This is a genomic window from Nocardioides sp. AN3 (assembly GCF_054653495.1).
Genome location: NZ_BAAIGC010000016.1, coordinates 82037 through 100213, shown reverse-complemented (window position 1 = coordinate 100213; position 18177 = coordinate 82037). Strand labels below are relative to the sequence as shown.

Sequence of the window (18177 nt, the reverse complement as noted above, 5' to 3'; positions counted from 1 at the left end):
AGAGCGAGCGCGGTCCTACAGAGCGTGACGGGTCCGCCGGCGCGCCGTCCAACGGCCGTCCTCATGGCCCAGCACGAGCGGCATCCCGAACGTCGCCGACAGGTTCGCCTCGGTCAGCTGCTCCTCGAGCAGACCGGCGGCGACGACCCGTCCCTGGCGGAGCATGAGCACGTGGCTGAAGCCCGGCGGGATCTCCTCGACGTGATGGGACACCAGCACCGTGGCCGGAGAGACGGGGTCGTAGGCGAGCGTCGAGAGCGTCGAGACGAGGTCCTCGCGCCCGCCCAGGTCGAGACCGGCGGCCGGCTCGTCGAGCAGCAGGACCTCGGGGTCCACCATCAGCGCCCGCGCGATCTGGACGCGCTTGCGCTCACCCTCGGACAGCGTGCCGAACGTGCGGTCGCCCAGGTGCGGGATCCCGATCTCGACGAGCAGGTCCTGCGCACGGTCGTGGTCGAGGCCGTCGTACTCCTCGCGCCAGCGGCCGAGGACGCCGTAGGACGCCGAGACGACGACGTCGCGCACCGCCTCCGACCTCGGGATCCGCTCGGCGAGAGCGGCGCTGGTCAGCCCGATCCGTGGGCGGAGCTCGAAGACGTCGACGCGGCCCAGTCGCTCGCCGAGGACCTCGACGATGCCTGCCGTCGGGTGCATGAGCGTCGAGGCGAGCTGCATCAGCGTGGTCTTGCCGGCGCCGTTGGGGCCGAGGACGACCCAGCGCTCGTCCTCCTCGACGACCCAGTCGACGCCGTCGAGCAGCACCGCCTGTCCTCGACGGACCGTGACGTCGCGGAACTCGAGGACGGCAGCCATGGGCGGCAGCCTAGCGAGCGCCGGAGCGCTCTCCCCGCAGGACCCACCTACACTCGCTGACCGTGACGGATCGTCGTGAGGAGCAGCGGATCGAGCAGGTCGACGACGGCCTGCCGCTCGCCCTGCGCACCGCCTGGTGGGCCACCGCCTGGCTGCGCGGGCACGTGGTGACTGACCTGCTGCTGGACGCGGTGATCGGCGAGGACGCGACGCATGTGGTCGCTGGGCTGGGAGCGCTGGGGCTGGGCGGTCCCGGCGCCGACGAAGCCGCGGAGGGGCTCGTCGCGGGACTGGGCCGCATCCGCGCCGAGGGCGCCACGGGCTTCGGCCTGGCACTCCCCATCGAGGGCGACCTCGTCGGTCTCGGCGGCCCCACCAGCTTCAACGCCGCCGCGCTGGAGGCCGGACAGGCCGTCATCGTTTCCGGCGCATGGATCGGGCTGGTGCCGGCCCGGGTGGGAGCCGCCGTCACCTGGCAGGCGCACCGGGCGGAGCGCCGACAGCTGCCCGACATCGGCGAGGCGGACCGGATGCTGCGCCGCGAGCTTCCCCGCGCAGCCGACGCGCTCGCGGACCTCGACGTCGCCCGGTGGCGGCCCGAGGCTGCCGACCGCCTCATGAACCTGCGTCACCGTCCACACGTCGCTCCCCCGCCCGGCATCCCCGGTCGATGTGCCGAGCTCGCGGCAAGAGCGCTGCAGGCGGCCGACATCGTCGACCTCGCGCTCGAGGACGACGGGGGCGCGGTGTCGGCATACGAGATCGCGGCACGTCGCCACGCGCTGCTCCCCCTCGACCGCGCGGCTCGGCACGCACTCGTCGCCGCAGGCTCGCCCGAGGCGTGGCCGGAGTGAAGGGCGGTGACCCGAGATGACCACTAGGCTGAGCGCCGCCATGGAACAGCGCCCAGACTCGCTCCTCATCACCCTCACCGGGCGCGACCGCCCCGGCGTCACTCGCGCGGTCTTCGCGCGGCTCGCCGAGGCGGGGGTCGAGGTCCTCGACCTCGAGCAGATCGTGTTGCGTCGCCGGCTGGTGCTCGGCGTGCTGGTGACGGTGCCCGATGACGAGGTGGCCCTGCGCGACGCCGTCTCGCAGACCGCCGACGAGCTCGGCATGCAGGTCGAGACCGTCCGGGGCACCGGTGACAACGCCGTCAAGGCGCACCGCGCTCACGTGACCGTCATCGGAGCACCGCTGCAGGCGACCGCGATGGCGGCCATCACGGGGCGCATCGCGGACGCCGGCGCCAACATCGACCGGATCCAGCGGCTCGCCAGCTATCCGGTGACCGCGATCGAGCTCGCCGTCTCCGGCGCGGCGCCCGACGGGCTCCGGGTCGAGCTGGCGAAGGCGGCCGCCGAGCAGGAGGTGGACATCGCGGTCCAGCCGGCGACCCTGACTCGGCACGGCATGCGGCTCATCGTCATGGACGTCGACTCCACCCTCATCCAGGGGGAGGTCATCGAGATGCTGGCAGCCCACGCGGGCTGCGAGGCCGAGGTCGCGGCCGTCACGGAGCGGGCGATGCGCGGCGAGATCGACTTCGAGGAGTCGCTGCGAGCCCGCGTCGCCCTGCTCAAGGGCGTCCCGGCGTCGGCGATCCACGAGGTCTACGACTCGATCCACCTCAACCCGGGGGCGCGGACGATGGTGCGGACGTTGCGCCGACTCGGCTACCGGTTCGCGATCGTGTCCGGCGGCTTCAGCCAGATCACGTCGCGGCTGGCCGCGGACCTGGGGATCCACTACCAGCGCGCGAACGAGCTGGAGATCTCCGACGGCGTGCTGACCGGCAACATCGTCGGCGAGGTCGTCGACCGCGCCGGCAAGGCCCGGGCTCTGCGGGAGTTCGCCGCCGAGCTCGGCATCCCCGAGGCCGCGACGGTCGCTATCGGAGACGGCGCCAACGACCTCGACATGCTCTCCGCGGCCGGGCTCGGCGTCGCCTACAACGCCAAGCCGGTCGTGCGGTCGCAGGCCCAGGCGGCCGTCAACGTGCCCTACCTCGACACGATCATGTATCTGCTCGGCATCAGCCGCGAGGAGATCGAGGCCGCCGACGCCGAGGCGGGCATCGTGACCCCGGCCCCTCCGATCTGAACCGCGCTCATTCCGTTCGCGCTGCGCCGGAGCTCAGGCGATCTGCTTGTGCGGGATCCTGAGCGCCACGACCGCGGCCAGGAGCGCGGCAGCGGCGCAGAGGGCGAACAGCGAGCGGTACGCCGAACCGGACGGCAGCTCGAACCCGCCGAGGTGGATGACGCTGCCGGCCAGCAGGCTGCCGCCGATCGCCGAGGCGAGCGAGCTGCCCAAGCTGCGGAAGAGCGAGTTGAGCCCGTTGGCGGCGGCCAGCTCGTGGACCGGTGTGTTGGCGTTGATGATGGAGGGCAGGGCGGCGTACCCGATCCCGGTGCCGATGCCGATCACGGTCGAGCCGACGATGATCTGCCACAGGTGCTCGTGGACCGTCATGCGGCCCAGGAAGCCGGCGGCGACGATCGCCGCGCCCAGCGCGAGCGTCTGCGGGCCGCCGCGTGTGGCGATGAGACGTGCTGCCACCGGCGAGAAGAGCAGCATCATGAGGCCGCTCGGCAGCATCACCAGACCACCCACAAGAAGGCTGGAGCCGAAGCCGTAGCCGGTCTGCTCCGGAGCCTCGACGTAGGCGGCGGTCCCGATGAACGAGGCGAAGAGGGCGAAGCCGAAGAGGATCGAGGCCAGGTTGGCGAGGATGATCGGCTCCCGCCGAAGCGCCTGCAGGTCGACGAGAGGCTCCGCGATGCGCGTCTGGGTCCATCCGAAGATCACGAGGAGGAGTGCGGCGAGGGCGAGCAGGCCCCAGACCTTCGCCGAGCCCCAGCCCCAGGCGGAGCTCTGGCTCAGCGGCAGCAGGAGCGAGACGAGGCTCGCGCCCAGGAGGACCGCGCCGACCAGGTCGACGCGGCCGCCGCTGCGGTTCGGCGACTCCGGCACGATGGTGAGGATGCCGACGAAGGCGACGATCCCCACTCCGGTCGTCATCCAGAACAGGGCGTGGAAGTCGGCGTGCTCGGCCACCAAGCCGGCCAGCGGCAGCCCCAGCGCACCGCCGACGCCGAGCATCGCGCTGATCAGGGCGACGGCCGAGCCCACACGCTCACGCGGCAGGAGGCCGGCGAGCAGGCTGATGCCGAGCGGGATCGCGGCGGCCGAGACACCCTGGATCGCGCGGCCGGCGATGAGCAGGCCGATGTTGCTCGTCACCGCGGTCAGCAGTGAGCCCACGACCAGAGAGCCGACCGCGACCAGGAGGAGGAGCCGCTTGCCGAACATGTCACCGAGGCGGCCCATGATCGGGACCGCGACCGCCGCCACGAGCAAGGTCGAGGTCAGCAGCCAGCTGACGGTGCTGGCCGAGGTGTTCAGGTCGGCCGGCAGCTGTCCGAGCACGGGGATGAGGAGTGACTGCGCCAAGGACACGACAAGGGCGCCGAGGCCGACGACGACGAGCTCCAGTCGTGCTCGCGCGGGCGAGGTGTGCGAGGCGATCTCGGCCTCGGTCGCCCCGGACGGCTCGTGCTGCATGACGTGTCCTCTCCTCGTGCATGGATGCGCAGAGCTCATGCTACGACGCTGTGGCACCAAGTGTCATTCTTCGCCATCGGTGCCAGTCGGCGGTACCCTGAGCCAGTGACCACCCTCGAGCCGCCTGTGACCCTCCGCGACCACGCGCGCGAAGCGGTGCGCGCGGAGGTGCAGCGGCAGGCGTGGCTGCTGTTCGCCGAGCATGGCTTCGAGGCGACGACCGTCGACCGGATCGCGGCCGCATCGGGCATGTCCCGTCGCACGTTCTTCCGCTACTTCGCGAGCAAGGACGACCTCGTCCTCTCCCGCATGGTCGAGTCAGGGACGGAGCTGGTCAGCCACCTTGCCGCTCGCCCGGCCGAGGAGTCGCCGTGGGCAGCGCTGCGCGGAGCGTTCCAGGTCATCGTCGAGCGTCAGGTCGCGAACGCGGAGCGGTCTCGCCGGCTCCAGCTCCTGCTGCGCGACGAGCCGGCGGTGCGTGCGACCGTCGAGGAGTGGCGACGCCGCTGGACGGCGCTGATCGCGCCTGTCATCGCGCCACGCATGGCCGACCACGACCAGGCCGACCTGTGCGCGGAGGCCGTGGCCCGCAGCGCCCTGGAGTGCCTCGAGGCGGCGCAGGAGCGTTGGGCCGAGCTCGAGGACGCCGATCTCGGCCGGCTGGTCGACGCGGCGATGGGAGCCGTGGCACCTCTCTGAGCCGTCCTCGGCCGTTTGGTGAGCAGCGCTCAGCCGTGGACGGCGTTGACCTCCAGCAGCTGGGCGCTCCCCTCGGCGAGGTCGGCCCAGGGGCCGTCGTAGGAGAAGACGGCGACCGCGGCCGGCGGGAAGCCCGTCGTCGCGAGCTGTGGCGCTCCGGCCACGTCGAGCACCTGCGCCAGGGAGGCCATCGTCGGGTTGTGCCCGATCAGCACGACCGTCGCGCAGTCCTCCTCCACCGCACGCACGAGGTCGAGCGCCGTGTCCGAGCCCGCCTCGTAGAGGACGCTGTCGACCACGGGTTCGAGAGTCCAGCCCGCTTCACCTGCCAGCGCGTCCCAGGTCTGCCGCGTGCGCCGAGCGTCCGACACGAGGGCTCGGTCGGGGACGACCCCCCGGCCCGCGAGCCATGCGCCGGCGGCCGCGGCGTCCTCGATGCCTCGGTCGGTGAGGACACGCTCGTGATCGGTCGTGCCGTAGGCCTCCGCCTTGGCATGGCGGACGATGACCAGGACGTGGCTCATCTTCCGAGCCTAGTGGGCCGCGACCCTCCGGCGACGGTCACGCTCCCATCGCGTGGAAGCCGCCGTCGACGTGCACGATCTCCCCCGTCGTCGCCGGGAAGAAGTCCGAGAGCAGGGCGCACACGGCACGAGCGGTCGGCTCCTGGTCGGTGTTGTCCCACCCGAGCGGGGCCCGCGTGGTCCACATGTCCTCGAGGTCGGCGAACCCGGGGATCGCCTTGGCCGCCAGCGTTCGCAGGGGGCCCGCCGAGACGAGGTTGACGCGGATGCCGTGCGGACCGAGGTCGCGCGCGAGGTAGCGCGCGCAGGACTCCAGGCCCGCCTTGGCCACGCCCATCCAGTCGTAGGCCGGCCACGCGACCGTCGCGTCGAACGTCAGCCCGACGATGCCCGCCCCCGGAGCGAGAAGGGGGCGCGTCGCCTGGGCGAGGCTCATCAAGGAGTACGCCGAGACCTGCACCGCCTGCGCGACGTCGGGCCACGGCCCGTCGAGGAACTTGCCGCCGAGCAGCGTCTCGGGGTTGCCGTAGGCGATCGAGTGCACCACACCGTCGAGGGCCGCGTCCGCGCCGAGGTGCTCACGCACCTGGTCGGCCAGCCCGGCCAGGTGGTCGGCGTCGGTCACATCGAGCTCGAGGACCGGGGCCTCGGCCGGCAGCCGCTTGGCGATCCGCTTCGTGATCGACAGGGCGCGGCCGAAGTTGGAGATGAGCACCTGGGCACCCTGCTCCTGGGCGACCTTCGCGGTCGCGAACCCGATCGAGCTGTCCATCGTCACGCCAGCGACGAGGATGCGCTTGCCTTCGAGGAGACCCATCTTCTCAGTGCCCCATTCCCAGTCCGCCGTCGACCGGGATGACGGCCCCGGTGACGTAGCCCGCGTCCGCGAGCCAGGTGATGGCGCCGGCGATCTCGTCGACGCTCGCGTAGCGGCCCAGTGGCACCTGGGCCTTGATCGTGCTCTTCTGCTCGTCGGTCAGCACGTCGGTCATGTCGGTCTCGACGAATCCGGGTGCGACGACGTTCGCGGTGATCCCACGACTGCCGAGCTCGCGGGCCAGCGACCGCGCCAGTCCGACCAGGCCGGCCTTCGAGGCGGCGTAGTTGGTCTGTCCGGCGCTGCCGAGAAGCCCGACCACGCTGGACACGAAGATGATCCGGCCGCGACGCAGCCGCAGCATGCCCTTGGCGGCACGCTTGGCAAGCCGGTAGGAGCCCGTCAGGTTCGTGTCGATGACCGAGGACCAGTCGTCCTCGGACATGCGCAGGATCAAGGTGTCGTTGGTGATGCCGGCGTTGGCGACCAGCACCTCCACCGGACCGTGCGCCGCCTCGATCTCGGCGTACGCCGCCTCCACCTGCTCGGGGTCGGTGACGTCACACCGCACGTCGAGAGCGCCCTCGGGCGCTCCGCCGCTGCGGGTGGTCACGGCGACCTTGTCGCCGGCCGCCAGGAACGCCTCCGCGACGGCGCGTCCGATGCCTCGGTTGCCACCGGTCACGAGGACCGACCGGGGCTCCCTCACTGTTGCGCTTGCTCCGCTCTCGCTCACGGTGCCTGAACGTAGTGCTTACCGATAGGTACGCCCAATGAGGAACGTCACGCTCGGCGCGCCGCGACTCACTCGTCCTCGAGTCGGAAGCCCACCTTGAGCCCGACCTGGAAGTGCTCGACGCGGCCGTCCGACACCTGGCCGCGCACCTGCGTCACCTCGAACCAGTCGAGGTTTCGGAGCGTCGCGGAAGCGCGCTCGACGGCGTTGCGGATCGCGGCGTCGATGCTGTCGGGCGAGCTTCCGACGACCTCGGTGAGACGGTAGGTGTGGTTGGCCATGGTTGCCTCCTGTGATGGCGCTGGATGCCGCTGGGGTGATCGCGGTCACACGAGACTAGCGACGTAGAGTGGGGTCATGGCCAGAGTCAGACACCGGGACGAGGCCATCCGCATCACGACTGCAGCCGAGAGCCGCGATCGCGACATCCGCGCCCGGCAGCGTCACTACCTGATCTCCATGTCCATCCGCGTGGTGTGCTTCGTCGGCGCGGTGATCGCTGGCGCCAACGGCATCACGTGGCTGTGGCCGCTCCTGATCGTGGGCGCCATCCTGCTGCCGTACGTCGCCGTGGTCGGCGCCAACGCCGCCCACACCAGGGACGAGGACCTCTCCCTGCCCGACACGGCCTACCGTCGCGAGCTGCCGGGTGGCGACGACGACCAGCCGCGACCGCCCCGGGGAGAGCTGTGAGCCTGGACGACAAGACCGAGGTCGACCTCTGCTCGGCGAAGGGATGCCAGGCGGCCGCGACGTGGCAGCTGCAATGGAACAACCCGAAGATCCACACCGAGGACCGCCGCAAGATCTGGCTGGCCTGTGACGCACATCATCAGTCGTTGAGCGACTTCCTCGGAGCACGCGGCTTCCTGAGGAGCGTGGAGCCGCACGAGCGGGCCCGCTAGCCGCCGATCGAGGACATCGGGCGGTCGGGCTGCAGGAAGGTCGGGTCGTCGATGCCATGCCCGGCCCGCTTCCCGGCCATGGCCGTCACCCATCGCCCGGCCAGCTCCTCGTCGGAGGCGCCGGCGCGCATGGCCGTACGCAGGTCGGACTCCTCGCGGGCGAACAGGCAGTTGCGGACCTGGCCGTCGGCGGTGAGGCGGACGCGGTCGCAGTCGCCGCAGAAGGGACGCGACACCGAGGCGATGATCCCGACCGTCGCCGGGCCGCCGTCGACGGTGAACAGCTCCGCCGGCGCGCTGCCGCGTGGCTCGACGGCCGGCTCCAGCACGAACTCCTTCTCGAGCAGGCGCTGGATCTCGTCGGCCGTCACCATCTGGGTGCGGGACCAGCCGTGCTGTGCATCGAGCGGCATCTGCTCGATGAAGCGTAGGTGGTAGCCGTGGTCGATCGCCCAGCGCAGCAGCTCGGGCGCCTGATCGTCGTTGACGCCGCGCAGCAGGACCGCGTTGAGCTTGACCGGGCCCAGACCGGCCTCGTGGGCGGCGGCCAGGCCGGCGATGACGTCGCGCAGCCGGTCGCGGCGGGTGACGGCGGCGAAGGTCTCGGGGCGGACGCTGTCGATGCTCACGTTGACCCGGTCCAGTCCGGCGTCGGCGAGCGCCGTCGCGGTGCGGGCCAGCCCCAGGCCGTTGGTGGTCAGCGACGTCTCGACGCCCAGGGCGTGGGTGCGTGCGACGATGCCGACCAGGCCGCGGCGGACCAGCGGCTCGCCGCCGGTGAAGCGCACCTCGCGGATGCCGAGCCGCTCGACGGCGATCGTGATGAGGCGCACCACCTCGTCGTCGGTCAGGACCACGTCGGTGGGCAGCCAGTCCAGGCCCTCCGCCGGCATGCAGTACTCACACCGCAGGTTGCACCTGTCCGTGAGCGAGACCCGCAAGTCGGTCGCGACGCGACCGAACCGGTCCGCCAGAGGTGTCGTCTTCACCACACCATCCTAGGTGGCACCGCCCCGCCGGATACACCTCACGCCCACGGCGCGATTAGCCTTGACCGGGTGCGGTCGTTCCGGTTCCTCCTCAGTCGCCGGTGGGCGCTGTTCGCGCTGACCGTCGTGCTGGTCGCCTGGGGCACCTGGTGGCTCGGGCAATGGCAGTTCCACCGGCTGCAGGACCGCAAGGCGAGCAACCAGGTGGTGACCACCAACGAGCGCCGCACGCCTGCTCCACTCGACCAGGTGCTCGGCGTCGGAGACCCCGTCTCGCACGCCGACGAGTGGCGGTTGGTCACCGTGACGGGCACCTACGACCCCGCCAGCACCATCATCTGGCGCTACCGCTCCGATGACTCCGGCGACCCCGGCGTGGATGTGGTCGTGCCGCTGGTCACCTCAGACGGGACGGCGGTGCTCGTCGACCGCGGGTGGCTCTCGACCCAGGGCGACGACAAGCGGCCCGACGTGCCCGCACCGCCGACCGGGCGAGTCACGGTGACCGGCTACGTCCGGGTCGACGGCACGGGCACCAGCACGCGGGTCGACAGCCTGTCGACGCGCGCGCTCTCGTCCACCACCGCCGGACCGGCCATCGGCAGGCCGGTCTACGGCGGGTGGCTTCAGCTCCACAGCGAGGACCCGACGGCGGCGCATCCGCTGGAGGCCGCGGATCTGCCCGACCTCGGGAACGGGCCACACTTCTTCTACGGGCTGCAGTGGTGGTTCTTCGGTGTGCTGGCGGTGTTCGGCTTCTTCTACCTGCTCTACGACGAGTGGCGCACCGGGAAGGGCGACGAGCTCGGCGCCGAGCGTCAGCGCGCGAAGCAGGACCGCAGCAACAGTCGGGCCGCAAAGACGAGCCGCAAGCAGGCGGTCAGGGAGGCCTACCGTGCTGCCCATGAGAAGGAGCGAGCCGAGAAGGAGCGCGCCGGCCGGCAGTGACCGCGCCGGGGCTTCGCATGCGCTCAGCCCGTGACGGGCTCGCGGAGGAACTGGGTCCGGTAGAGCTCCGCATACAGCCCTCCGCGGGCCAGCAGCTCGTCGTGGGTGCCGCGCTGGACGACCTCGCCTGCCTCGACGACCAGGATCTGGTCGGCGTCGCGCACGGTCGAGAGCCTGTGCGCGATCACCAACGAGGTCCGACCGCTCAGCGCGGCGTCGAGCGCGCGCTGGACCGCTGCCTCGGACTCGCTGTCCAGATGGGCCGTCGCCTCGTCGAGCACCACGATCGCCGGTGCCTTCAACAACAGCCGTGCGATCGCCAGGCGCTGGCGCTCGCCGCCGGAGAGCCGGTAGCCGCGGTCCCCCACCACCGTGTCGAGGCCATCGGGCAGCGAGGAGATCAGCGCGGCGATCTGTGCGGCGTCCAGCGCGTCCCACACCTGCTCCTCGGAGGCGTCGGGTCGCGCGTAGAGCAGGTTGGCCCGGATGGTGTCGTGGAACATGTGGGCGTCCTGCGTGACGTAGCCCACCGCGTCCTCCAAGGACTGCAACGTGACGTCGCGCACGTCCCGGCCGCCGACACGGACGGCACCCGCGCCCGCGTCGTAGAGCCGCGCGACCAGGTGCGTGATCGTGGTCTTGCCCGCCCCGGAGGGGCCGACCAACGCGACCATCTGCCCCGGCTCGGCGGTGAAGGTGATGTCGGTGAGCACCGGACCGGTGGGCCGCGTCTCGGTGCGTGCGACCACCTCGAGCGAGGCCAGTGAGACCTCCTCGGCCCGTGGATAGCTGAACGCGACGTGGTCGAACTCCACTCTGGCCGCATCGCCGGGCAGGTCGACGGCCCCCGGCCGCTCCTGGATCGAGGAGGGGAGGTCGAGCACCTCGAAGACCCGCTCGAAGCTGACCAGCGCGGTCATGACGTCGATCCGCACGTTGGACAGCGACTGGAGGGGGCCGAGCAGGCGGACCAGCAGCAGACCGAGCGCGGTGAGCGTGCCGAGGCTGAAGTGGCCCTCGATCACGAGCCATCCGCCCACGCCGTAGACCAACGCCGTCGCCAGCGCCGGCACGAGGGTCATCGCCATCGTGAACATGCGGGTGAGGACCGCGATCCTGACCCCGAGGTCGCGGACCACCGCGGCGCGGGCGGCGAACTGCTCGTCCTCCTCCTCGCGCCGTCCGAACAGCTTCATCAGCAGGGCGCCACCGACGCTGAACCGCTCCGTCATGGCGTTGCCGAGCGCAGCGTTGCCGTTCATCTGCTCCCGGGTCAGGCCGGCGAGCCGGTTGCCCACCCAGCGGGAGGTGACCAGCAGGATCGGGAAGAGCAGGAGGCACAGACAGGTGACCTGCCAGCTCAGCGTGAGCATCGTGATGCCGACGACGACGACGGAGATGAGGCTGGCGACCGTGTTGGACAGCGTCGAGGTGAAGGCTCGCTGGGCGCCGATCACGTCGTTGTTGAGGCGGGAGACGAGCGCCCCGGTCTGCGTGCGGGTGAAGAAGGCCAGCGACTGTCGTTGGACGTGCGCGAACACCCGGGTGCGCAGGTCGAAGATGAGACCCTCGCCGATGCGCGAGGAGAGCCGTCCGCTGAGGATGCCGATGCCCGCGTCGACGATGGCGACAACGGCCATGGCCACCGCCAGCCAGATCACGACCGAGACGTCGTGCCCCAGGATGCCGACGTCGACGATCCGCTTGGTGAGCAGCGGCGTCACGACGACGAGCCCGGCGTCGACGACGGTGAGCGCGAGGAAGGCGGCGATCGGCCGACGATGCGGCCGGGCGAACGCGATGACCCGCCGGACCGTCCCCGGCTCGAGCCGCTGGCCGAGCACGTCGCGGTCCGACCGCAGGTTGCGGTAGACCCCGCCCATGCCCATGTTGCCCGCCATGGCAGTAGTAAACCCGCCGTCACCGACAGCGGCCGCGTCGGGACCCGTCGTAGGCGGCCTCGCGGAGCCTGGAGAGGAACCGAACCGGGCGTAGTCCCGGGTGCTGGTGGAGGTACGGATCGTACGCCGCGGCGTCGTCCCCCGTCGGAGGACCGACCCTCAGCCGCCCGACCGTCGAGGCCCTCCCCGGCAGCGGGCCTGCCTCCGTCCACACGGCGAAGGCGTGCTCGGCCACGGACGTGATCGGGTCCATGCCGGGCGGTACCCGCCTCAGGCCAGCGACACCAGATCGGCGTAGGAGTCGTTCCAGAGGTCCTCGACCCCGTCGGGCAGGATCAGCACGCGGTCGGGCTCGAGTGCCTGCACAGCGCCCTCGTCGTGGGTGACCAGGATGATCGCGCCCTCGTAGCGCCGGATCGCGTTGAGGACCTCCTCGCGCGAGGCAGGGTCGAGGTTGTTGGTCGGCTCGTCGAGCAGAAGCACGTTGGCGGCGCTGACCACCAGCGACGCGAGCGCGAGACGGGTCTTCTCGCCCCCCGAGAGCACACCGGCGGGCTTGTGGACGTCGTCGCCGCTGAAGAGGAACGCGCCCAGGACGGTGCGGGCCTCGGTGTCGGTGAGCTGCGGCGCGGCGGACTGCATGTTGTCCAACACCGAGCGCCCGACGTCGAGGGTCTCGTGCTCCTGGGCGTAGTAGCCGATCTTGAGGCCGTGACCCGGCACCACGAGACCGGTGTCGGGTCGGTCGACGCCGGCGAGGATCCGGAGCATGGTCGTCTTCCCGGCGCCGTTGAGCCCGAGGATGACGACCCGGGAGCCCTTGTCGATCGCGAGGTCCACCGCGGTGAAGACCTCGAGTGCGCCGTACGCCTTCGAGAGGCCCTTCGCCGTGAGCGGCGTCTTGCCACACGGCGCCGGGGACGGGAACTTGATGGCGGCCACCTTGTCGGTCTGGCGCTCCCCCTCGACGCCTGACATGAGCTTCTCGGCGCGCTTCAGCATCTGCTGCGCGGCGGTGGCCTTGGTGGCCTTCGCGCGCATCTTGTTGGCCTGGTCGGTGAGCGTCTTCGCCTTGTTCTGGGCGTTCATCAGCTCACGCTTGCGCCGCGCCTCGTCGGTCTCGCGCTGGGTGAGGTAGTTCTTCCAGCCCATGTTGTAGACGTCGATGACGGCGCGGTTCGCGTCGAGGTGGAAGACCTTGTTGACCGTCTCGGCGAGCAGAGCGTTGTCGTGGCTGATCACGACGAAGCCGCCCTTGTAGGCCTTCATCCAGTCGCGCAGCCACGTGATCGAGTCGGCGTCGAGGTGGTTGGTCGGCTCGTCCAGGATGAGCACCTCGGCGCCCGAGAACAGGATCCGGGCGAGCTCCACGCGGCGTCGCTGACCGCCGGAGAGCGTCTTGAGCTGCTGGTCCATCAGACGGTCCGCGATGCCGAGCGACTGGGCCATCTGCAGCGCCTCCGCCTCGGCGGCGTACCCGCCACCGGCGTCCAGCTCGTCGTGGGCCCGCTGGTAGCGACGCATCGCCCGCTCACGCACGGACGGGTCGTCAGAGCCCATCTCCTGCTCGGCCGCGCGCATCCGGCGGACCGCGTCGTCGAGCCCCCGGGCCGACAGGATCCGCTCCCGGACGACCACCTCCGGGTCCCCGACGCGCGGGTCCTGGGGCAGATAGCCGATGTCCCCGGTGCGGGTGACGTTTCCGGAGGCCGGGAGCAGGTCACCGGCGAGGACCTTGGTGAGGGTCGTCTTGCCGGCACCGTTGCGCCCGACGAGGCCGACCTTGTCACCGGGACCGACCCGGAAGCTCACGTCCTCCATGAGGAGTCTGGCGCCGACGCGGACTTCCAGTTGGTGGGCGGTGATCATGAGGGTCACTAGTCTATGGCGCGGGGTGCTCGCCCCCGAAGTTCACGAGCAGGGGGTCTCGGATGCGCTTCAACCCGAAGGCGCGGTTGGACACCAGCCGCACCCGCGACGTCGGCGGGTCCGGAGGGGGTGGTCTCGGCGGTGGCGGGCTTCCGTTGCCGACCGGGAAGATGGGCGCGGGCGGGATCGTGGTCGTGCTGATCCTGGTCCTCATCAGCCAGTGCACCGGTGTCGGGCCGGACCTCGGCAGCATCCTCGGCGGTGCCGGCGCCAGCACACTCGACACCACCCGCTTCACCGACAACCAGGGCGACACGGGCCGCTACGCCGGCTGCAAGACCGGGGACGACGCCAACCGGAGCGCCGACTGCGCTCTCGTCGCGGTCGAGAACTCGCTCTATGACTACTGGAGTGGCGAGCTGGGCGGGAGGTTCCAGCCGGAGAGCGGCGTCGAGACCTTCAGCGGCGGGGTGAGGACGGGAGGATGCGGCAACGCCACGACCGACGTCGGCCCCTTCTACTGCCCGACCGACCAGACGATCTACCTGGACACCTCGTTCTACCGCGACATGCTCGAGGGCCAGCTCGGCGGCAAGGACGCCCCCTTCGTGCGTGCCTACGTGATCGCCCACGAGTACGGGCACCACATCCAGAACCTGCTCGGCACGATGGGCAAGGTGCGGACCCAGCAGGGCGCGAGGAGCGACTCGGTCAAGCTGGAGCTGCAGGCCGACTGCTACGCCGGCATGTGGGCCCAGGCGGCGCAGACCACGCCCGACGAGAACGGCAACGCGCTCATCTCCGACCTCACCGAGACCGACATCACCGACGCGATCGGCGCCGCCACCACGGTGGGCGACGACTACATCCAGAACCGGATGAGCGGGGGCTCCAACCCCGAGTCCTGGACGCACGGCTCGTCGGCGCAGCGGGTCAGCTGGTTCAAGAAGGGCATGGCCTCGAACAACGACATCGAGGCGGCCTGCGACACCTTCGCCGCGGGCGCGGTCTAGGCCTACCGCTCCAAGAGGGCGCTCACGGCCTCGCTGTGGCGTTGGAGCGCCCGCAGATGTGGGGCGACCGAGGGATGACGGAACTTCGCGGCCAGCGCGCCCTCGCCGCCCGCCACCCGCGCCAGCGCCCAGTCGGCCCGGGTGAAGACCGTGAAGACTGCTGTCACCTGCGCGCCGAGCGTCGCCTGCTCGCGGGTCGCCAGGCCGTCCGGCAGCCCCAGCAGGTAGGCGTCGAGCAGCGGCTCGAACTCCTCGCGCGCCATCAACAGGTAGTAGCCGAGGTCGCCTCCGACCGGTCCGTAGCCGAGCGAGCCCCAGTCCACGGCGATCAGGTCGTCGCCGTCTCGACCGAGGAGGTTGCCCGGCACCGGGTCGCCGTGCTGCGCGACCTGCGGCAGGGCATCGAGCTCCTCGAGGAGGCGGCCGCGCCTGCGCCAGAGCGCGTCGGCGATGTCGCTGGCCGTCGTGCGCCCGAGGGTCGACCAGCCGCCACGTCGCTCGACACGAGAGAGGCGGTCGCGGAGCTGGCCGCGGGCCAGCCACCGGACGTGGGCCAGGTCGGCCCCCGCGAACCGTCCCATCGCGTGCGCGGCGAACAGCCCGCTGTTCGCGGCGTCCTCGACCCAGTCCTGGACGATCGTGAGGCCCTCGGCATCCTCCTCGACCGAGGTCGCAGGCGCCCGCATCCCGGGCGTGCCGTCGACCAGCCCGTACGCCGCGACGTCTGCCGCCCGTCGCCAGTACGCGAAGTGGCGAGGGTCGCTCAGCTCGGCGGGGTCGTAGTCGTCGGGCGCCGCCAGGCGCTTGACCGCCACGGCGCGATCGCCCCGGACCGTGCGCCAGATGCCGACGGTCGAGGTGCCGCTGCCGCCCGGCAGGGCGAGCCACCCCGGCTCGGGCTCCCACATAGGCGCGACGCTAGCCGATGTCGCGCTCGCGGAAGCGCAGCCACGCGCCGGCGACGAGGGCCGCTGCCACGACCGTGAGTCCGATCTCGGGTGCCCACCGCCACGGCTCGGCGGGCATGGGCGGCACGTGGGAGTACGGCGAGAGGCCGGTCAGCCAGGAGGGGAAGCCAGCCAACTCCCCGACGATCGTCAGCGTCAGGAAGAGCACGGGCCATGCCCAGCCGAACACCGCCCACGAGCTGCGCAGGGCGAGGAGGACCATGGCGAGCCCGATGACCACCCAGATGGCAGGCGACCACCCGACTGCGGCCGTCAGGAGGTCCCCTGGGGGCGGTCCGCCGGCGGTCGCGTACCCGATCCACAAGGTGAGCCCCGTGACGACCAGGAGCCACACGGATCCCACGACCGCCACCAGCAGGGCGGCGAGGAGCCAACGGCTTCGCGAGGTGGCGGTGGCGAGCACCGCCTCGGTGCGGCCGCCCGTCTCGTCACTGCCGGCGTGGCTGAGGACGGAGACCGCGAAGCAGCTGACGACGATGGCGACCATCGAGAGCACCGCGGCGAGCATCTGGCCACCGAGCTTGTCGATGAGCTCCTGGGCGGTGCCGGTGTCGAGCAGGTCGTCGAGGCCGGGCGCGATGAACCCGAACAGCAGGCCGAGCACCCCGACGGCGCCGGTCCATACGGCGAGCGCAGGGCCGTGGATCCGCCAGCTCAAGGCCACGACGTCGGCGAGTCTGGGGGATCCGGTCGCCGGGCCCGGCCGCGCCGTGACCAGTCCGGCGCCGAGGTCACGGCGCCCCCGAAGCAGCTGTGCGACCGCGACCATGCCGACGGCGAGCACCGGGTAGAGCAGCAGCACCCACCAGCGTGTGTCGGACCAGGCACGCACCTGGGTGTTCCATCCGAAGGGCGAGCACCAGCTCAGCCAGCTCGCGCCGCTGGCGTCCCCGGCGGCGCGGAGGAGGAAGAGGGCACCGACCACGGCGGCCGCCGCGGCCCCGCAGGTCCGGGCGCTCGCCGAGACCTGGCAGCAGACGGCGGCGATGCCGGTGGCGACGAGGCCGGTGCCGAGCCACACGCAGCCGAACGCGACCGATCCGGCCGGGTCCAGGCCACCCGCGATGTCGGCGAGGGCGATGAGGGCGCCGAGCACGACGGAGAGGGCGAACGACTCGGCGACGGCTCCCATCAGCGGGGCGTCCCGACCGATCGCCGCCCCTCCGGTCAGCTCCGCTCGACCCGACTCCTCCTCGACGCGTGTGTGGCGCCGCACCAGCACCACGAACAGGACGGCCCCGAAGACGGCGTACAGGACCGTCATCTTGGTCATGGCGAGCTCGCCGAGGCTGTGCACGTCGAGGATCGGACCGTAGAGCGCCACGATGGCGGGGCTGTCGTTGATGGCCGTGGCTGCCCGCACCCGCTCCGCCTCGGTGCCGTAGAGGCCGCCGGTCGCGGCGGCGGAGACCCAGCAGACCGCCGCCAGAGCGGCCAGCCAGACCGGGGCGATGATCCGGTCACGCCGCAGGTTCTGGCGCAGCAGCAGGTCGGTGCCTGCGCGAGGCGTCATGGTGCCGAGGTGCGGTAGGCGTCGAGGAAGAGCTCCTCGAGGCTCGGGGGCGTGCTGGTCAGCGCGGTGACGCCCGCGGCCGTCAGCTTCGCGAGGACCTCGGGGAGGGCGGTCGGCTCGACGGTGCAGCTCACCCGCGGTCCGTCGACGGCGACGTCGTGCACGCCAGCCAGCACGCTGAGATCCGGCATCGGTCCGCTGATCGTGGCGGTCACCTTGCTTCGGTGCAGGTGGCGCAGTGAGTCGAGGGTGCCCGTCTCGACGGCGCGACCCTCGCGGATGATGGTCACCCGGGTTGCGAGACGCTCCACCTCGCTGAGGATGTGGCTCGACAGGAGGACGGTGGCGCCGCTCTCGATCGCCTCGGCGACGCACTCGTTGAAGACCTGTTCCATCAAGGGGTCGAGTCCGCTGGTGGGCTCGTCGAGGATCAACAGGTCCGTGGCGGCGGCGAACGCCGCCACGAGCGCCACCTTCTGCCGGTTGCCCTTCGAGTACGCGCGGCCCTTCTTCGTCGGGTCCAGGGCGAACCGTTCGATCAGCTCGTCGCGCCGGGACGCATGTGGGTCGACGCCACGCATCCGCAGCAGCAGGTCGATCGTCTCGCCGCCGCTGAGGTTGGGCCACAGCGAGACGTCGCCGGGGACGTAGGCCAGCCGCCGGTGCAGGTCAGCTGAATCGCGCCACGGGTCGCTGCCGAAGAGCCGCACCTCTCCCCCGCTGGCCCGCACGAGACCGAGCAGGATCCGGATGGTCGTCGACTTGCCGGCGCCGTTGGGTCCGAGGAACCCGTGCACCTCTCCGGCCGTCACCGCCAGGTCGAGCCCGTCCAGGGCACGGAAGGCTCCGAACGACTTCACCAGGCCCCGCGCCTCCGCGACGAGCTCGCTCACGAGGGCGACACTAGGGCTCTGA

The 18177-nt window shown here is 71.4% G+C and carries 19 protein-coding genes; 7 read left to right on the top strand and 12 right to left on the bottom strand.

Features of this window, described 5'->3' with window-relative positions:
• Positions 1–15: 15 nt before the first annotated feature.
• Positions 16–813, bottom strand: a complete 798-nt coding sequence (locus ACYQ1K_RS17680) for an ABC transporter ATP-binding protein (protein ID WP_459984460.1) — start codon at positions 811–813, stop codon at positions 16–18.
• Positions 814–875: 62 nt separating this feature from the next.
• Between ACYQ1K_RS17680 and ACYQ1K_RS17675 the strand changes: the two genes are divergently transcribed.
• Positions 876–1667, top strand: a complete 792-nt coding sequence (locus tag ACYQ1K_RS17675) for a hypothetical protein (protein WP_459984458.1) — start codon at positions 876–878, stop codon at positions 1665–1667.
• 40 nt (positions 1668–1707) lie between these two features.
• On the top strand, positions 1708–2916 hold the full coding sequence (serB, locus tag ACYQ1K_RS17670) for a phosphoserine phosphatase SerB (protein ID WP_459984456.1): 1209 nt from the start codon (positions 1708–1710) through the stop codon (positions 2914–2916).
• Between the two features lie 33 nt (positions 2917–2949).
• Here the strand turns inward: serB and ACYQ1K_RS17665 are convergent, their stop codons facing one another.
• On the bottom strand, positions 2950–4380 hold the full coding sequence (locus tag ACYQ1K_RS17665; RefSeq protein WP_459984455.1) for an MFS transporter: 1431 nt from the start codon (positions 4378–4380) through the stop codon (positions 2950–2952).
• 105 nt (positions 4381–4485) lie between these two features.
• Here ACYQ1K_RS17665 and ACYQ1K_RS17660 point away from each other — a divergent pair, with 105 nt between their 5' ends.
• Positions 4486–5079: a TetR family transcriptional regulator gene (locus ACYQ1K_RS17660; RefSeq protein WP_459984453.1), complete on the top strand. Its 594-nt coding sequence runs from the start codon at positions 4486–4488 to the stop codon at positions 5077–5079.
• A 29-nt stretch (positions 5080–5108) separates the two neighbouring features.
• Here the strand turns inward: ACYQ1K_RS17660 and ACYQ1K_RS17655 are convergent, their stop codons facing one another.
• From ACYQ1K_RS17655 to ACYQ1K_RS17640, 4 genes are all read right to left on the bottom strand, one after another.
• Positions 5109–5603, bottom strand: coding sequence for a SixA phosphatase family protein (locus ACYQ1K_RS17655; protein WP_459984452.1), 495 nt, complete (start codon positions 5601–5603; stop codon positions 5109–5111).
• Positions 5604–5640: 37 nt separating this feature from the next.
• Positions 5641–6420, bottom strand: coding sequence for an enoyl-ACP reductase FabI (fabI, locus tag ACYQ1K_RS17650; protein ID WP_459984451.1), 780 nt, complete (start codon positions 6418–6420; stop codon positions 5641–5643).
• A 4-nt stretch (positions 6421–6424) separates the two neighbouring features.
• Positions 6425–7156: a 3-oxoacyl-ACP reductase FabG gene (fabG, locus tag ACYQ1K_RS17645; protein ID WP_459984450.1), complete on the bottom strand. Its 732-nt coding sequence runs from the start codon at positions 7154–7156 to the stop codon at positions 6425–6427.
• A 68-nt stretch (positions 7157–7224) separates the two neighbouring features.
• Positions 7225–7437: a dodecin gene (locus tag ACYQ1K_RS17640; RefSeq protein WP_459984449.1), complete on the bottom strand. Its 213-nt coding sequence runs from the start codon at positions 7435–7437 to the stop codon at positions 7225–7227.
• A gap of 76 nt (positions 7438–7513) precedes the next feature.
• On the opposite strand from ACYQ1K_RS17640, the gene ACYQ1K_RS17635 reads away from it, so the two are divergent.
• Both ACYQ1K_RS17635 and ACYQ1K_RS17630 read left to right on the top strand, forming a co-directional pair.
• Complete coding sequence (locus tag ACYQ1K_RS17635; RefSeq protein ID WP_459984448.1) at positions 7514–7849, top strand: DUF3099 domain-containing protein; 336 nt, start codon at positions 7514–7516, stop codon at positions 7847–7849.
• A complete protein-coding gene (locus ACYQ1K_RS17630) occupies positions 7846–8061 on the top strand; it encodes an acetone carboxylase (protein ID WP_459984447.1) in 216 nt (71 codons plus the stop codon). The genes ACYQ1K_RS17635 and ACYQ1K_RS17630 overlap by 4 nt, the downstream gene beginning before the upstream one ends.
• Here the strand turns inward: ACYQ1K_RS17630 and moaA are convergent.
• Positions 8058–9053 carry a GTP 3',8-cyclase MoaA gene (gene moaA / locus ACYQ1K_RS17625; protein ID WP_459984446.1) on the bottom strand — a complete coding sequence of 332 codons (996 nt, stop codon included), beginning with the start codon at positions 9051–9053 and terminating at the stop codon, positions 8058–8060. The genes ACYQ1K_RS17630 and moaA overlap by 4 nt on opposite strands.
• A gap of 66 nt (positions 9054–9119) precedes the next feature.
• On the opposite strand from moaA, the gene ACYQ1K_RS17620 reads away from it, so the two are divergent.
• Positions 9120–9998, top strand: coding sequence for an SURF1 family cytochrome oxidase biogenesis protein (locus tag ACYQ1K_RS17620; RefSeq protein WP_459984444.1), 879 nt, complete (start codon positions 9120–9122; stop codon positions 9996–9998).
• 23 nt (positions 9999–10021) lie between these two features.
• Here ACYQ1K_RS17620 and ACYQ1K_RS17615 read toward each other — a convergent pair whose 3' ends face one another.
• Together ACYQ1K_RS17615 and abc-f are read right to left on the bottom strand one after the other, a co-directional pair.
• Positions 10022–11899 carry an ABC transporter ATP-binding protein gene (locus ACYQ1K_RS17615; RefSeq protein WP_459984442.1) on the bottom strand — a complete coding sequence of 626 codons (1878 nt, stop codon included), beginning with the start codon at positions 11897–11899 and terminating at the stop codon, positions 10022–10024.
• Positions 11900–12169: 270 nt separating this feature from the next.
• Positions 12170–13768, bottom strand: a complete 1599-nt coding sequence (abc-f, locus tag ACYQ1K_RS17610; RefSeq protein ID WP_459984440.1) for a ribosomal protection-like ABC-F family protein — start codon at positions 13766–13768, stop codon at positions 12170–12172.
• A 62-nt stretch (positions 13769–13830) separates the two neighbouring features.
• On the opposite strand from abc-f, the gene ypfJ reads away from it, so the two are divergent.
• Positions 13831–14781 carry a KPN_02809 family neutral zinc metallopeptidase gene (gene ypfJ / locus ACYQ1K_RS17605; protein ID WP_459984438.1) on the top strand — a complete coding sequence of 317 codons (951 nt, stop codon included), beginning with the start codon at positions 13831–13833 and terminating at the stop codon, positions 14779–14781.
• A 2-nt stretch (positions 14782–14783) separates the two neighbouring features.
• On the opposite strand, the gene ACYQ1K_RS17600 is transcribed toward ypfJ, so the two are convergent.
• Genes ACYQ1K_RS17600 through ACYQ1K_RS17590 form a run of 3 tightly spaced genes read right to left on the bottom strand, consistent with a single transcriptional unit; the run spans position 14784 to position 18155 of the window.
• Positions 14784–15689 (bottom strand): phosphotransferase, encoded by a 906-nt coding sequence (locus ACYQ1K_RS17600; protein WP_459984437.1) that lies wholly within the window; start codon positions 15687–15689, stop codon positions 14784–14786.
• A 10-nt stretch (positions 15690–15699) separates the two neighbouring features.
• Complete coding sequence (locus tag ACYQ1K_RS17595) at positions 15700–17262, bottom strand: ABC transporter permease (RefSeq protein WP_459984435.1); 1563 nt, start codon at positions 17260–17262, stop codon at positions 15700–15702.
• A complete protein-coding gene (locus tag ACYQ1K_RS17590; protein WP_459984434.1) occupies positions 17259–18155 on the bottom strand; it encodes an ABC transporter ATP-binding protein in 897 nt (298 codons plus the stop codon). The genes ACYQ1K_RS17595 and ACYQ1K_RS17590 overlap by 4 nt, the downstream gene beginning before the upstream one ends.
• Positions 18156–18177: the final 22 nt, after the last annotated feature.